14 protein-coding genes are annotated in these 13,635 nt (G+C 62.1%); 2 read left to right on the forward strand and 12 right to left on the reverse strand.

Annotated features, from left to right (window positions below):
* Nucleotides 1-74 precede the first annotated feature (74 nt).
* The 11 genes from MUN23_RS10920 to MUN23_RS10970 form a co-directional block, all read right to left on the reverse strand.
* The gene (locus tag MUN23_RS10920; protein ID WP_248763843.1) at nucleotides 75-1,163 is read right to left on the reverse strand and encodes a Rieske 2Fe-2S domain-containing protein; all 1,089 of its coding nucleotides are present in this window, start codon (nucleotides 1,161-1,163) and stop codon (nucleotides 75-77) included.
* A gap of 3 nt (nucleotides 1,164-1,166) precedes the next feature.
* Nucleotides 1,167-1,385, reverse strand: a complete 219-nt coding sequence (locus tag MUN23_RS10925; protein WP_248763844.1) for a recombinase-like helix-turn-helix domain-containing protein — start codon at nucleotides 1,383-1,385, stop codon at nucleotides 1,167-1,169.
* Nucleotides 1,378-2,001, reverse strand: coding sequence for an alpha/beta fold hydrolase (locus MUN23_RS10930; RefSeq protein ID WP_248763845.1), 624 nt, complete (start codon nucleotides 1,999-2,001; stop codon nucleotides 1,378-1,380). The genes MUN23_RS10925 and MUN23_RS10930 overlap by 8 nt, the downstream gene beginning before the upstream one ends.
* Nucleotides 2,002-2,019: 18 nt before the next feature.
* Nucleotides 2,020-3,690, reverse strand: coding sequence for a thiamine pyrophosphate-binding protein (locus tag MUN23_RS10935; RefSeq protein ID WP_248763846.1), 1,671 nt, complete (start codon nucleotides 3,688-3,690; stop codon nucleotides 2,020-2,022).
* 74 nt (nucleotides 3,691-3,764) lie between these two features.
* Nucleotides 3,765-4,553, reverse strand: a complete 789-nt coding sequence (locus MUN23_RS10940) for an SDR family oxidoreductase (protein ID WP_248763847.1) — start codon at nucleotides 4,551-4,553, stop codon at nucleotides 3,765-3,767.
* A gap of 85 nt (nucleotides 4,554-4,638) precedes the next feature.
* A complete protein-coding gene (locus tag MUN23_RS10945) occupies nucleotides 4,639-5,382 on the reverse strand; it encodes a 3-oxoacyl-ACP reductase family protein (RefSeq protein ID WP_248763848.1) in 744 nt (247 codons plus the stop codon).
* Nucleotides 5,379-6,194: an alpha/beta fold hydrolase gene (locus MUN23_RS10950; protein WP_248763849.1), complete on the reverse strand. Its 816-nt coding sequence runs from the start codon at nucleotides 6,192-6,194 to the stop codon at nucleotides 5,379-5,381. The genes MUN23_RS10945 and MUN23_RS10950 overlap by 4 nt, the downstream gene beginning before the upstream one ends.
* Nucleotides 6,178-7,173: a VOC family protein gene (locus MUN23_RS10955; protein ID WP_371876017.1), complete on the reverse strand. Its 996-nt coding sequence runs from the start codon at nucleotides 7,171-7,173 to the stop codon at nucleotides 6,178-6,180. Before MUN23_RS10955 ends, MUN23_RS10950 begins: the two co-directional genes overlap by 17 nt.
* A 26-nt stretch (nucleotides 7,174-7,199) precedes the next feature.
* Nucleotides 7,200-8,234 (reverse strand): PDR/VanB family oxidoreductase, encoded by a 1,035-nt coding sequence (locus tag MUN23_RS10960; RefSeq protein ID WP_248763851.1) that lies wholly within the window; start codon nucleotides 8,232-8,234, stop codon nucleotides 7,200-7,202.
* Nucleotides 8,235-8,237: 3 nt separating this feature from the next.
* Nucleotides 8,238-8,585 (reverse strand): RidA family protein, encoded by a 348-nt coding sequence (locus MUN23_RS10965; RefSeq protein WP_248763852.1) that lies wholly within the window; start codon nucleotides 8,583-8,585, stop codon nucleotides 8,238-8,240.
* A 44-nt stretch (nucleotides 8,586-8,629) separates the two neighbouring features.
* Nucleotides 8,630-10,192: an aldehyde dehydrogenase gene (locus MUN23_RS10970; protein WP_371876018.1), complete on the reverse strand. Its 1,563-nt coding sequence runs from the start codon at nucleotides 10,190-10,192 to the stop codon at nucleotides 8,630-8,632.
* Nucleotides 10,193-10,601: 409 nt separating this feature from the next.
* On the opposite strand from MUN23_RS10970, the gene MUN23_RS10975 reads away from it, so the two are divergent.
* Together MUN23_RS10975 and MUN23_RS10980 are read left to right on the forward strand one after the other, a co-directional pair.
* Nucleotides 10,602-11,888, forward strand: coding sequence for an MFS transporter (locus MUN23_RS10975; RefSeq protein ID WP_248763853.1), 1,287 nt, complete (start codon nucleotides 10,602-10,604; stop codon nucleotides 11,886-11,888).
* A gap of 159 nt (nucleotides 11,889-12,047) precedes the next feature.
* Nucleotides 12,048-12,338 (forward strand): hypothetical protein, encoded by a 291-nt coding sequence (locus MUN23_RS10980; RefSeq protein ID WP_058931055.1) that lies wholly within the window; start codon nucleotides 12,048-12,050, stop codon nucleotides 12,336-12,338.
* Nucleotides 12,339-12,603: 265 nt separating this feature from the next.
* On the opposite strand, the gene MUN23_RS10985 is transcribed toward MUN23_RS10980, so the two are convergent.
* Nucleotides 12,604-13,329 carry a YcnI family protein gene (locus MUN23_RS10985; protein WP_248763854.1) on the reverse strand — a complete coding sequence of 242 codons (726 nt, stop codon included), beginning with the start codon at nucleotides 13,327-13,329 and terminating at the stop codon, nucleotides 12,604-12,606.
* Nucleotides 13,330-13,635 lie beyond the last annotated feature (306 nt).

Below are 13,635 nucleotides of genomic sequence, written 5' to 3' on the forward strand. Positions count from 1 at the left end.
AAATCCCACTGGTGGGCAGCCCCGATAATCCCTTGTGCTTCGATTTCCACCGTCCAGCAGCATGGAGTCCTCCGTTACAGGCCTTCCCCTCTGAGGACGGCGGCCTGCTTTTCTGCGTCGGCTTCGTATATGCGCCTGATCCGTGCGACGCCAAGGTCATGCTGGTAGAGATGTTCATCTTTGTCGGCGTCTGCGGCGAGTGCTTCGAGGACTTCGCGGTCCTGTTCGAGGACTGCCCAGTGCTTTTCCTCAAGTGTCGCCTTGTACATGAACCGCCAGACGTCCCGCTCCCAGTCGGAGACGGTGCGGGTACGCCAGTGGAAAATTGCCGAGTTGTTTGCATCAATGGGAGTGGCCATACCGACGATGCCAAAATTCCCGCCGGGCCCTGCAGACTCGGCATAGGGGATTTCCAGATCGACGTAGTCCATAGCTTCGCGGCAGTATTCGACCCAGTCGAAGTTCACGCCGCGCTGGTCTGTCTTCTCAAAGAAGAAGCCGCGATCAGTTTCGCGGATGCGGAAGCGGGCGCTGGTGTCTCCGCCGAACATGGAGTGTGAGTCGCGGTGGAGGAAAGCGCCGTGCATCGGATCCAGGACGTTGTCCATGTAGAAGCGCCAGGGCCCCTTCCATTCCGCGAAGTTCGAGAACCAGGAAACTTCCGGATTGGCCAAGCGGTCCGGCAGCTTGAACTCCGTTACCTCGGAGTCAGCTGTCAGTGGCATGAACGCAAAGATGGTGTCGGCTGCTTCTGCAACTGCCAGCGACGTGGTAACGGTTCGGCCTTCGAGGGCACATCCGGGCATGCCAGGAACGGAAATTACCGTACCGTTTCCATCGACCTGCACTCCGTGATATTTGCAGGCCACGCGGTCTCCGAGGTGCTGACCGACTGAGAGGGGGGCGCTGCGGTGGGGGCAGCGGTCCTCTAGCATGCGAATACGTCCGGTGGCATCGCGAAACAGCAGCCAGTCCACGCCCAGGCGCTTGACCTTGACCATGTCCCCAACGCCGACAAAGCGGGAGGGGTAGATGGGGTACCAGCGGTCCCGCAGGCCCATCGCTGCCAGTTCCTTGGCATCGACTTCGTGGCGGACGCCGACGACGTTTTTTGTCCTGCTCTTGCCGCTGGTGGGACGTGCGGTTTGTGTTGTAGTTGTCATTTCTTATTCTCCCAATCGTCGCATTTCGGCGCGGAAACGGGCTTCGTCCCACGAGCTGCCATCCGGAGCATTTAGACCGAGGCCGTTCAAACCTGCAACCACTCCTGGCAGATCTTTTGAGCCGCCGGCGAAGATCTCGCTGAGTGCCCCGGCGAGTTTCTTCTCGTAGGGAGTCGCAGGCCCGGTGCGGGCCTGATTCGGTTCTAGGTACTGTTCAGGCACGGAAGTCCTCCTCTGATTCGGCGAAGGTGTGCAGGCCTTCGGCGATGGTCATGAATGATGTGGCCCACTCGTTGAAAGAGTCAGCCCTTGTTCGGTGTGCGGGGACGGCGGTATTTTCGATAATGACGAAGACGCCATTGTCGATGCCGCCGGCGATGCTCTGGGGCTCGTTAATATCTGTGTCCGCGTGCGGCGCGGCGGCGATAACCAGCGATGGGGCCTGAACGAGTTGGAGCGAACGGGCATATCCCTCGATGGAGATGTCAACTTCCGGGTCGCCAAGAATCATGCTTTTGACCAGCTCGGGATAACGGCCGGCGAGCACGATCGTGCCGTAGACGGCACGGCCGGAGGCCACTAGGTGCACCGGGGTGACCCCGCCGTCCCGCAGCGCTGCCGCAGCAGTTGTCACCCATGCCTCAATCTGGTCTGGTGAGCCAGCGGCGTCCGGAATGACACCGTCCGGAACGTCCCAGGCCACGGCGTCGTAGGCGGCTATCTGATGCGCGAACCACTCTCCGGCTCCGGTGCCGTTGTGAAGACAGACGACGCGATGCCGGATCTGCCCTGCTTCCAGTTCCGGGCCGTCCCAGGTTAGAGTTTCTGTCGGTTCCATAATTTCCTCCTCGTGCGTCTAGTGGTTCCGGCTGGGGATATGCACCGGCGGCACAAAGGCTCCCGGGGCTGGGTCCAGGGCGGTGACATCAATTTCGATAACTGCCGGTCCCGGAACTGCCAGCGCTTCTGCCAGGGCCTGGTCGAACTGCCCGGAACCACGGACCCGCCAAAACGGCAGGCGAAGTGATTGGGCCAACAAATCGAAGTCCGGTGTGTAAAGGTCCACGCCGGCTTCGGCGAAGCCGTTGGCTTTTTGCATGTTCCGAAGGACCCCGTAGCCGCTGTCATTGAAGACCAGCACTACGCACCAGGCACCCGACCCGCCCAGGGAGGCAAGCTCACCGAGGTGGACCGCCAGTCCGCCGTCACCGACGATCACCGCCGTCGGGATTCCGGGCCGGGAGCAGGCGGCACCGATACCCATCGCAAGTCCCTGGCCAATGCCGCCGCCGAGCGGGAAAATGTTCGTCTCCCGCGAGTAAATTTCCAGCAGGCGGTTGCCCCATTGGCTGGAGGGGATCGTCACGTCGCGGGCGATCACTGATTCACGGTCAAGCCGGCGGCGAAGGCTTTCGCAGATCTCGGCATACCCGCCGATGTATTCGGTCAGGGCGGCCCGGACACTGCGGCGGGTCGCGCGGACCCGCTCGGTCCAGCCTGCTTCGACGCTGTGCGCGGGGAGTTTCTTAACGATCTCTTCGAGCAGGATCCGTGAATCACCCTCCAGCCCGACATCAGCCGGGTAAACCCGGCCGATGGCGGCAGGATCAATATCAAGCTGGATGTGCGGCCTGGGCAAGGTCATTGAGTAGTGTTTCGTTTCGTTGGAACGAAAATGCGTTCCAACACTCAGCAGCAGGTCCGCATCCGCAATGAGCGCGGCGGCCTCGGGCGTGGTGGCGAAGTTTCCGATCACCTGATCGTCGTCTTCGGGTACTACGCCCCTGCCCGAGTTGCTGGTCAGCAGCCCGGCCCCGAGGCGGTGCAGCAGCTCAGCCAGGGCGGTACCGGCGCCGGCGGCTCCACCGCCTGCCCAGATGAGGGGTCTTTTGGCTTGAGAGAGCAATTTCACGGCTTCAGCCACGGCGTCATGATCGAAGGAGACAGCGGCCGGGCTGGGAGTGTCGGCCGGGCGCTGGTCTTCCGGGAGGGCCAGGTATTGCAGATCGATGGGCCATTCCAGGCTGGCTGGTGTGTGCGGAAGAGTGAGCAGGTGCGCAATAGCCTCCTCCAGATCCGCCTCCGCATCTTTCTCGTTGAAGATCGTCCGTGCGTAACCGGATACTGCTTGAAGCATCTGCAGCTGGCGAGGGACCTCATGGATCACTCCCCGGTTGCTTCCGAGGTATTCGCTGTCGATCTGGCCCGTGATGTGCAGCACCCTGCTGCCCGCCGTCAGTGCCTCAACCATGGAGCCGGCTGCATTGCCCGCCCCGGTGCCGGTGCTGGTCAGGGCCACACCGAACTTACCCGAAGCGCGCGCGTAAGCGTCGGCCGCATTAACTGCGGCGGCTTCGTGGCGGACTGCTACAAAGTTCAGTTCCCGGTCCACGGCCTCGACCAGGGGCAGGTTGTGGATGCTGATCACCCCGAAAGCGGTGTCAATGCCGTGCCTGCGCATGACGCGGACGAGGATGTCCCCGCCCGTAGGATCCCGGGGTATTTCTGTTGCTTGTTCCTGTGACATGTCTTATCTCTTTCGTAGATCAGGGCCGGGTCCGCCGGGGAGGCCGTGCAGCGGAAGCCGGATTGGCAGGCGCCTTACACATAGCGGCCAACACCGCCGCCGACGTCGATCGTGGCTCCCGTTGTATAGCCGCTAAGCGGGGATAGAAGGGTGAGAATGTGGAAGGCGACTTCTTCGGCAGTGCCGAAACGGCCCAGCTTTACCCCCCGGTCTTTCGTGATCTCGGCGCTCCAGTCCGTGAAGTCCAGCCCGCTGCCGGAATTCTCAAATCGCCGGCGCCACTGGCCGGTGTCGATCAGTCCCAGCAGCACCGAGTTGACCCGGGTACCGTCCCCGGCGAGATCATCTGCGATCGAATGGGACAAGTTCAGCAACCCGGCGCGGGCGGCCGAAGTAGCTGCCAGGCGCAGCTCGGGCTGGCGGGACAGGATGGCATTCACGTTGACCACCGAGCCCTGCGCCGATGCGGCAAGTGCGGCACGAGCGGATCGCACCATGTTCAAAACGCCGAATATCTTGAGGTCGAATTCGTCGCGGAACTGTTCGTCAGTCGTCTCATCCAACGTGGCCATGAGGGAACGGCCGGCATTGCAGACCAGCCCATCCACGGTGCCAAAGCTATCCAGCGTGCCGGCGACGAATGCGTCCGTCGCCTGGCGGTCAGTGACGTCGCAGGAGGCGAGGTAGATGGAGTTCTTGTCGGCCCAGGCAAATTGATCGAAGGCTGCGGCGAGGCGCCCGGCATCACGGGCGCAAGCAGCTACTTTGGCGCCTTCCGCGAGCAGGTAGCGGGCGGTGGCCAGGCCGACACCGGAACTCGCGCCTGTCACGACGACGGTGCGGTCCTTGAGTTGCAGGTCCATCTGGAATCTCCTTGATCGTTAGCCGGTGGTCGGCATCATGGGGTAGTTTTCGGAAGGGGATGTTCTTAGGTCGGCGAAGGCCGCCTTAGTGCCCCATAACAAAGCCGCCGTCCACAACGATGTTTTGACCTGTGATGAACGCCGCCGCGTCGGAGAGCAGGAATTGGACCACGCCGGAGACGTCCTCGGGTACCTGGTCCCGTGTGAGTACCCTGTTGTCCTCATAAAGCTGATAGCGGGAGGACGGAACGGACTCGGTTGCTTCGACCCTGGTCAGGCCTGGGGCGACGGCGTTGACGCGGATCCCGGCTGCTCCCGCGTCGCGGGCCATGGTCCGGGTCATCGCCAGGACCGCACCTTTGGAGCCGACGTAGTGGACAAGGCGGGGAGACCCGTACAGGGCGGCATCGGACGCGATATTGACGATGGAGCCCGTCTGCTTTTTCGCTAAGTGTGGATAGAGGTGCTTGCTCACGAGCCAGGTACCGTAGGCGTTGACTGTCATGACCCGCTGGAAGAAATCCTCGTCAAGGTCCCAGAATGCGTAGCCGCCGACTCCGTCGGCGAGGGCGGCATTGTTGACCAGCCCATCTGCGCCGCCTAGCTTCCAGACGGCGTCGGCCAAGGCCGCGACGGAGGCCTTGTCGGCGATGTCGGTAATGATTGCCGTGGCATCGAGTCCGCGTCCCCGCAGCGTCGCGGCTGCCTGTTCGGCGAGCTCGGCGTTCTTCTCGGCGATGACGACGCGGTCACCGTCGGCCGCCAGCCGTTCGGCAATACTGAACCCCAGTCCGCGGCCGGAGCCGGTGATTACTATCAACCGTGTCATGACAGCCCTTTCCAGAACTCAAGAATCGATGACGCCATCTCTGCAGGCTTCTCCTGCACTGCGGCATGGCCTGCACGCGGAATGACTTCTAACGAGGCATTTGGTATGGATTCGGCGAGGACCCTGGATTCTGCCACGCCAGTAACTACATCGTCTTCGCCGACCAGGACCAGTGACGGTACCTGCAGAGACGGCAACACATCCGACGTGTCGGTGGCTGCCATCATCGTCGCTGCGGCGGTATACCCGGGCAGGCGGACCGCGGCCATCTCGGACCTGACCGCCGCGGCCGTGACAGCATCCGCTGCTGGCGAGAGCAGCCGGGAAGCCCGTCGACCGGCAAAGGCTTCTGGCCCCATTTCGGCCAGTTCCGGGATGCGCGCCAGCATCCTGTCCGCCGAATCCCCGGTAACAGCCGAACCCCGGGTGCTGTCCGCCAGAACCAGAGAGCGGACAGCATCCGGTAATTGCGCTGCCGCTTTGGTGGCGATAACTCCTCCCCACGAGGTCCCAATCAGGTGGGCGGGTCCGACGGCGAGGGAAGCCAAGATCTGCAGGACGAGACCGGAGTGGTCCACCGGGCCCCGCGGATCCGCAGATTCCCCGTAGCCGGGCGCATCCCAGCAGAACGTGCGGTAGCCGGCCTCACTGAGCAGTTGCGCCAACGCCCCGCAGGATGAGGCATTTCCCCCGATGCCATGCATCAGGAAGACAGGCGCTCCTTCGCCGCGGACCACCAGCGATACGCCGTGGAGGGAAATACGGCCGTCCAGGTTTCGGATGGCGGTAGCCACCTCAGTGGGCTGCTGCATGGGTTGCCGCATCTACCGAGGGGACAGTGAAGTAATCGGCGCTACCCGGAACAACCAGCGAGCGGTAGCCGTCATCGGGGATTCCGGCCATAGCGGTGCGAACATCAACCGTGGGCGGCCCGGCAGTTCCCCACTGGTCCGACAGCTCGGGAGTCCGCTTCCACGTACGGCACAGCCAGCTGTCTTCATCAACCTGCGCCACTTCAGAGGTGTACTCACAAACAAGGCCTGAAGGGTCGGTGAAGTAGGAGAAGGTGTTATCCCCGGGACCGTGGCGGCCCGGACCCCACTGGGGGGCAATACCGTGGGTTTTGAGGGACCCGATGCCGCGCATGAAATGGTCGATGCTCTGCATTTCGTACGCGACATGGTTGACCGCTGTCCAGGGGGCCTGATTGAAGGCGATGACATGGTGCTCTGAATTGCACCGAAGAAATGACATCTGATGCTCGGACCAGTCCGAGACCCGCATCCCCAAAACTTGGGTGTAGAAGGCCGTAGCCCGGTCAATGTCAATAGTGTTCAGCACGACGTGGGCGATCTTGCGGGGGATCGCCCGCCGCCCCGCAGGCTCTTGGTTGAGGACGGCATGAACATCAGCGGAAAGTTCAACAAGTCTTCCCTCGGGGTCAACCAGCTGCAGGCCGTAACCGCCTGCAGCGTCGTCCAATGGTCCTGGCTCGCGGAAGAGGGGAATACCCAGAGCGGTGAGCTTAAGTGCGGCCTGGTCCACCTCCTGGGGCGTAGCGAGGGCGAAGGCCACGCCGCCAAGGGCGTTCTGCTGGCCCTTTTCCAGCTTCAGAATGTGGTGCTCCGAGCCGGTTCCGCGAAGCCAGAAGCGGTCACTGTCCTCCTCAACGGTGGAAAGGCCCCAAACCTCGTGATAGAAATCCTTGGCACGCGCCGTTTCCGGTACCTTCAAGGACACTGACCGAAGAGATCGCAACTTACAGACAGGCTCGGCTGCAAAGAAATTCATGGGGCTACCTTCTTACTTTTCGAGGTTTAAAGATCAAGAATCAGTTCGGCCGAACGGCAACGCGAGACGCAGACGAACATGGACTTGTTCGCGGCCTGCTCAGCCTGGCTGAGGAGAAAATCACGGTGTTCCACCTCGCCGCTGATGACACGGGTTTCGCACGTACCGCAGATTCCCTCAGCACATGAGCTGGGAACGTCAACACCGGCGTTGTTGAGAGCATCAAGGACAGATACATCAGGCGCCACAGGGATGCGTTGGCCGGTGCTGTTGCACACCACGTCAAACGCTGATTCGCTCTGCTCCGCGACGATAACCTTCTCCGGTGCCTTGAACCGCTCGATCCGAAGCTGGGCTTCGTCCTGCATGGCCCCGGCAACAGCCTTCAGCAGTGGTTCCGGACCGCAGGCGTAGACCAGCGCATCCGGGTTCAGGGTTCCGACGGCGGCTGCCAGGTCAGGGTAACTGCCGTTGGCCTCGTCATCGGCGTGGATGGTAATCCGGTCCTGCGGAAGGGCCACGATCTCAGGCAGAAAGGCCATAGTGGCCCGGGACCGGCCGGTGTAGAGCAGCGACCAGTCCGCCCCTGCCGCCTGAAGTTCTCGTGCCATGGAGATGATCGGGGTGATGCCGATTCCGCCGGCCACGAGCGCGTAGCGTCCGGCGTCTTCGAGCGCGAAGTTATTGCGCGGGCCTTCAACCTTAAGGAGCGATCCCACCGGCAAACCCTCGTGGACCAGTTGGCTGCCGCCTCGTGAATCAGGCGTCCGCAGCACAGCTACTGTCCAGCTGGTCGAATCCAGCGGATTCGAGCACAGCGAGTACTCACGTATGAGCCCGTTGGGCAGATGAAGGCTCAGGTGCGAACCTGGCTGCCATTGCGGCAATTTCGCCCCGGACGGATCAGTGAACGTGACACTGGTAGCCCCGTCCGCTTCCCAGGTCTTTTGCTGTACTCTCAGGGTCCGTGCGGGGGGCTCCCCGGCTACTGCCCGTTCATTGGCGGGAACCGGCCGGGGTGATTCTTCCGGTCCCCGTGTGTTCAAAATGGCGGTAGTCATGGTTCACTCCTGGCCACGGTGCGCGATGGCTTCAATTTCCACCGTGGCACCGTATGGCAGCGCAGAAACTTCCACGAAGGTCCGGGCTGGCCGGGGAGCACTGAAGAGTTGCTCATAGTGGCTGTTCGCTTCTTCGCGCAGGGTCAGGTCCGTGACGAAGTAGGTGGTCTTGACGATGTCCTGCACGGACATGCCGATGGTCGCCAACCGCTCCGAGAGCCTGGTTGCAGCGGCCTCAATGGCTTCGAGTCGACCACTGACGGGCTCGTAGTTTTCATCAACGGACAACGCCCCGGACACAAAGCCGAAACCTCCGGCCTGATATGCCGGACTGTAGGGGTGAGCACTCACTGACTTGCCTTTCATCGGGGATGGATTGGAATATGCTGCAGGTCTCATGCGCCGGCCCATGGCAACGGGGCACCGGAAAGATCCACGTAGATGCTCTTTTGGCGCATGTAGGAGCGGATGCCGTCCCTGCCTTTTTCGGTTCCCAGACCGCTTTCCTTGATCCCGCTAAAGGGGGTGGCAATGCTGAACTGCTTGTACGTGTTGATCCAGACAGTGCCCGCAGCAACTGCGCGCGCAATGCGCCAGGCCCGCCGGTAGTCTGCCGTCCAGATGCCGCAGGCCAGGCCAAACACACTGTCGTTGGCCTGGGCGAGCAGATCAGCTTCATCATCAAAGGGAAGAACCACTGCCACAGGACCGAAGATCTCCTCCTGGCAGATCAGGTCGGAGTTGGTCACACCGGCAATGATGGTGGGCAGGTAGTAGGCGCCCTGCTGTAGTTCCGCCTCCACCGGCCGTGCGCCGCCGCACAGGATCTGTGCTCCGGCTGCCCGTGCGTCCTCAACCATCTTTTCAACGGAATCCCTATGGGCGTGGGCAACAAGCGGTGCAACCTGCGTGCCCGCCTCGGTTCCTGGACCCACCCGCAGGGCTTTGGCCCCCTCGACCAAGCGCGCCAGGACGGTGTCATAGATGGCCCGCTGGATAAATATCCGCGAACCGGCGATGCAGCTCTGTCCGCTTGAGGAAAAGATTCCGTAGAGCACCCCCGCGACGGCTTGATCCAGGTCCGCGTCCGAAAAAACGATGGTTGGCGATTTTCCGCCCAGTTCCAGCGTGATCGGCATGATTTTCTCGGCCGCGATGCGGCCCAGCTGCCGGCCGGTCGAGGTGCCGCCGGTGAAGGAGACCTTGCCGACATCCCTGTGCCGTGCCAGCGCATCCCCGACGGTCCGTCCCGGGCCCGGAAGCACCGAAAGCAGACCCGAAGGCAATCCTGCCTCGTCACAGATCCGTGCCAGCAGCAGCGACACCCACGGGGCCCAGACCGGCGGTTTGATCACGACGGCGTTGCCCGCAGCAAGTGCCGGGGCAACCTTTTGCGCGTCGCTGGCGATCGGGGAGTTCCATGGCGTGATGGCAGCTACCACGCCGATATGTTCATAGGTGGAGATGCTCAGGTAGTCACCCCGCGGCGGGGTTAACGCGTCCTCCATAGTTTCCAGGGCTGACGCGGTGAAACGGAAGGTGGCAGCAGCGCTCATTGCCAGCCCACGTGTCTCTTTGAGGGTTTTACCGGTGTCCTGGGTCTGAAGAATAGCGATGCGGTCAGCATTGGCTTCGATAGCCGAACCGATCCTGTGCAGAACAGCAGCGCGTTCGTGCGGCAGCCTACGGGCCCAGCCGGACTCTTCAATGGCCGCCAGGCCGGCCGTAACTGCTAGATCAACATCGTCAATGGTGGCACCATGGAGCGTCGCGAACACCTCTGACGTTGCGGGATTGACGGACTCGATCAGTGCCCCCGCGCCCCGGGTCCAGACCCCGCCGACATAAATTTCGTCCAGCGTGTCCATGCCCGGTTCAGAGCCGAGGGTGGGGTCGAATCCTTCGGAGCCCGTACCCGCCGGCCGGTCCACGATGCCCGCGCTACTCTGCGTTGTCATCCTCAGGGTCCACCAATCTTCATAGTCACTCATGCTGCCGTCGACGTTGTTCGCGGCTTGTCCCGCAGGTCGCGGGGGCGACCCGGAATGTGAACTAGGTCATGCCAAAGAATAACAGCACTAAGATACTTTGTGTCAAGGAAGTGGGGGCTTGACCTTTAAGCGCTAAGGAGATAGAACTAACGCAGTGGCATGATCTTCACCACACTTGCCTACCTCGCCAGCCCGCGTATTTATGGCCGGGCCGACGGCGAGAGAGCACATGTCGGGCTTGAACGGAGAAAATCGCCATGACGTAGCCTGCGAGCGTGCACCTCGTCCACGGCACTGGCTGGCGAGCCGCCGATGATGGTGGCATCCCCCCGCTTCGAGACTGAATTCGAAGCCCTCACAACCTTAAGGATGTCCGATGGAGACGATGATCGAACCCAAGAAGCAGGACGAGACCAAACCGAATTGGTGGGTACTTTGTCTCGCATGTGCCGCTGTAGTGCTCGATGGATACGACACGGTCGCGTTGGGCGTGTCCATACCGGCGATTGCGAAGGACTGGGGTGTTGAACCCTCGCACTTCACTCCTGCGCTCGCGCTGACCAGCGCTGGAGTGGCTCTGGGGTATCTGGCGGTAGGGCGCCTCGTGGCCAAGCTCGGCACCAGAAACGTCATTTTTTCGGCGGTCGTGGTGTTCACTCTGGGTTCGCTGCTGACGGCGTGGTCAGATTCGATTATGGTGCTGACGATTCTACGTTTCGTAACCGGCCTGGGACTGGGTGCCGTGCTGCCGGCCGCTGTCTCCCATGCGACCGCAGTCAATCCCGGTCGTTTGCGTCAACCGATTGCGGTGGCCGTGATGACGGGCATCTCACTCGGGGCTCTCATTGCAGGGCTGGCCGGGAGCGGTATCGTGAGCGCATTCGGGTGGGAATGGGTGTTCATTGTCGGAGCTATCGCTTCTGCTGTACTTCTGCCGTTCCTGTGGTTTGGATTGTCCGGTAGCCACGTATCGAGCACGCCCAACGACGCGGCTGAGGCCAAGCACCATGCGTCAGTTGCGCGTCTGTTCGATGCTTCCGTACGAAGCAGAACGATTCTCCTGTGGGCTTTTTCGTTCCTCATCTTCGCCGTGTTCTACGTGTTCTCGTCGTGGTTGCCGACCCTGCTCACCAGCTACGGCTTCAGCACCGGTCTAGCACCGCTGGGGTCCGCGTCCCTGGGCATAGGAAGCATCGTCGGTGCCTGCGTACTAATCCTCGGGTCGAGTCGATACCGGATGACGTCGGTCCTGGCTGGAACCTCGGCAGCAGCGATCGTGTTCCTTGTCATCTCTGCATTCCTCGGCCCGGACAAAGCGCTGCTGCTGCTGGTGTTCGGTGGCGTCGGCCTCGGACTTCAGGCCGGCATGATCGGCCAGGCCGCGGTGGCAGTGACGCTGTACCCCCAAGCAACGGTGACTGCCGGCATCGGCTGGGCGGCTTCAATGGGCCGACTCGGATCGGTTGTCGGCCCGATCTTCGGCGGCGTCCTCATCGGACTCGGCGTGGATACCAGCATCATCGTTCTCTCAGTATGCGTGCCCGTGATCATCGCTCTGGTGTTGGTGCTGATTCTAGGGCGGATCACAGCAGCCAAAGCGCGGATTTCGATGTCAGCACACCTGGCGAAATCGCCTCACCGCGCCGCCTCGGACCTAGCGTAGTCCGTGCCCCGCACTGCCCCTTCGACAACGACCTGGAGGGGCAGTGCGGGACTATATACATAGGTTGAATCCTCATTCTCGTGCCGCCAGTGGAATGCTTCCCAGACACTTCAAGGCAAGGAAGAAGTCCGCCCGATCAGACGCGGATTAGCGGACTGGATGGGTTGGAACGAAGGGCTGTGGGCGCTGTTGGTCCTGCTCGCTGCCGCCATGATGGCCTGCGGGCTGGCCGCCTCGTTCAATTTCATCGTCCGGTCACCAACGCACGCAGTGGGGCACCGGCTGGTACTGCTCGGCGCACTCGCTTTTGCGGCCACGGCCGTGTGGGCGCGGCTTCGGGGGAGGCCCATATGGGGCTCGGTCCTGACGGGCCTCCGCGCGGTGGTGGTGGGCGGGCTGGCATATGAGCTTCCCGACGGCTTGTACGCCCACCTCCCAAAGCAGCGGTGATCAGTGCCTCATAGGCTTCCCTACGCTGGTGAGGATCTTTCTGATGATTTACGACGGAGCCGCCATTCAATACATGACCGACCCGAAGGCTACCGATCACCGCGCCCAGTTCTTCATGATGATTGATGCACTGTTGATCAAGGCCGGCGTCTAAGCGCGCTGACGCGCCGTACACCCTCTGCTGCCGCCAGGTAGCAGAGGGTGTACGGGCCCTAGGAGCAGGCAGGGCTCGCCCATGACAGAGCCGCCCGCCAGTCTTCCGGTGTTAGCCCTTGTCGACCCTGCGGGTCTTGGCCAGCGCGGTTGCTCCGGCGGCCAGACCCAGCAGGCCGGTGCCCAGGCCTGCCCATCCAAGGGCCGCAGAGCCGGCATCGTGGGACACGGCAGAGGTAGCCGATGCCGCCTCAATATCTGCGGTTGCTTCGGCGCCGTGCGCACCTGCCGGAGGGGTGGTGATGAAGGAAGGCGCGGGATGCTCGGGCTTCGCTTGGCCGGCAACTGCCGCCTCACTCCAGTTCACAACTGTTCCGTCGGAGTACGTTTGGGCTGCCGGCAGCAGCACGGTATTTCCTGCGTGCGGCAACCGGCCCACTGAGATAGAAAAGGTCTGGTACTGCCGCTGGGAAATCTGATGCGCCTCATCTGCTGTCCATACAACAGAGGCCGGAGCTTTCGTGATCGTTGCGCCCTTGACAGTTATTGGAGCTGCAAGCTCTGCTTCCAGGACCTCGACCGTCCAGCCATCCATCGGTTTGACCGACACGGACGTGAAGGGCGTTTCGGATGGGAGGGTGACTGTGAGTTTGGTCGTCTTGGCCGTTTGGGATTCGTTGGGGACCCGGAATGTCAGTTGGGAGAAACCACCTTCAGATGTTGAATCAGGTGTAACGCCGACGTGTGCTGACGCGGCTCCAGCGCCGAAGGTCATCAAACAGGTTGCAACGGCCAGAACCGCGGCTGTCTTGGGCGTGCGGCCGGTTGAAGAGTTCATCGTGATTGCCTTTCTCAGAGCGGTGTCACGGGCTCCGAACCGGACGCCGCGCCGATGGGTATTAAGGAAGCTGCGTCCACATTCGGATCTTATGACCGCCCGCTTTTTTGGTACCAGGGCCTTCCGCGTTGGGCAACGGAAGGCCCTGGGGTCTGCTGCGCTCAGTCGGTCTCAGGTCCGGTGCAGAAGAAGCACTCCCCGGCCTCGAGGCTTGAGTCGCAAGTCTTTTCTATGAGGGTGGATCGCTCGGCGTTGGATAGGGCTCGGGTTTTCGCGACGCACTGTGTTGCTTGTGGGCGATCAATT

It is taken from the genome of Pseudarthrobacter sp. SSS035 (assembly GCF_023273875.1).
Classification (GTDB): Bacteria; Actinomycetota; Actinomycetes; order Actinomycetales; family Micrococcaceae; genus Arthrobacter.

Coding starts and splice junctions, on each gene's coding strand:
- MUN23_RS10960 (WP_248763851.1), bottom strand. CDS start 8,234: ATGACTACCGCCATTTTGAACACACGGGGACCGGAAGAATCACCCCGG.
- MUN23_RS10985 (WP_248763854.1), bottom strand. CDS start 13,329: ATGAACTCTTCAACCGGCCGCACGCCCAAGACAGCCGCGGTTCTGGCC.
- MUN23_RS10980 (WP_058931055.1), top strand. CDS start 12,048: ATGGGTTGGAACGAAGGGCTGTGGGCGCTGTTGGTCCTGCTCGCTGCC.
- MUN23_RS10935 (WP_248763846.1), bottom strand. CDS start 3,690: ATGTCACAGGAACAAGCAACAGAAATACCCCGGGATCCTACGGGCGGG.
- MUN23_RS10950 (WP_248763849.1), bottom strand. CDS start 6,194: ATGCAGCAGCCCACTGAGGTGGCTACCGCCATCCGAAACCTGGACGGC.
- MUN23_RS10940 (WP_248763847.1), bottom strand. CDS start 4,553: ATGGACCTGCAACTCAAGGACCGCACCGTCGTCGTGACAGGCGCGAGT.
- MUN23_RS10970 (WP_371876018.1), bottom strand. CDS start 10,192: ATGACAACGCAGAGTAGCGCGGGCATCGTGGACCGGCCGGCGGGTACG.
- MUN23_RS10920 (WP_248763843.1), bottom strand. CDS start 1,163: ATGACAACTACAACACAAACCGCACGTCCCACCAGCGGCAAGAGCAGG.
- MUN23_RS10975 (WP_248763853.1), top strand. CDS start 10,602: ATGGAGACGATGATCGAACCCAAGAAGCAGGACGAGACCAAACCGAAT.
- MUN23_RS10955 (WP_371876017.1), bottom strand. CDS start 7,173: ATGAATTTCTTTGCAGCCGAGCCTGTCTGTAAGTTGCGATCTCTTCGG.
- MUN23_RS10945 (WP_248763848.1), bottom strand. CDS start 5,382: ATGACACGGTTGATAGTAATCACCGGCTCCGGCCGCGGACTGGGGTTC.
- MUN23_RS10930 (WP_248763845.1), bottom strand. CDS start 2,001: ATGGAACCGACAGAAACTCTAACCTGGGACGGCCCGGAACTGGAAGCA.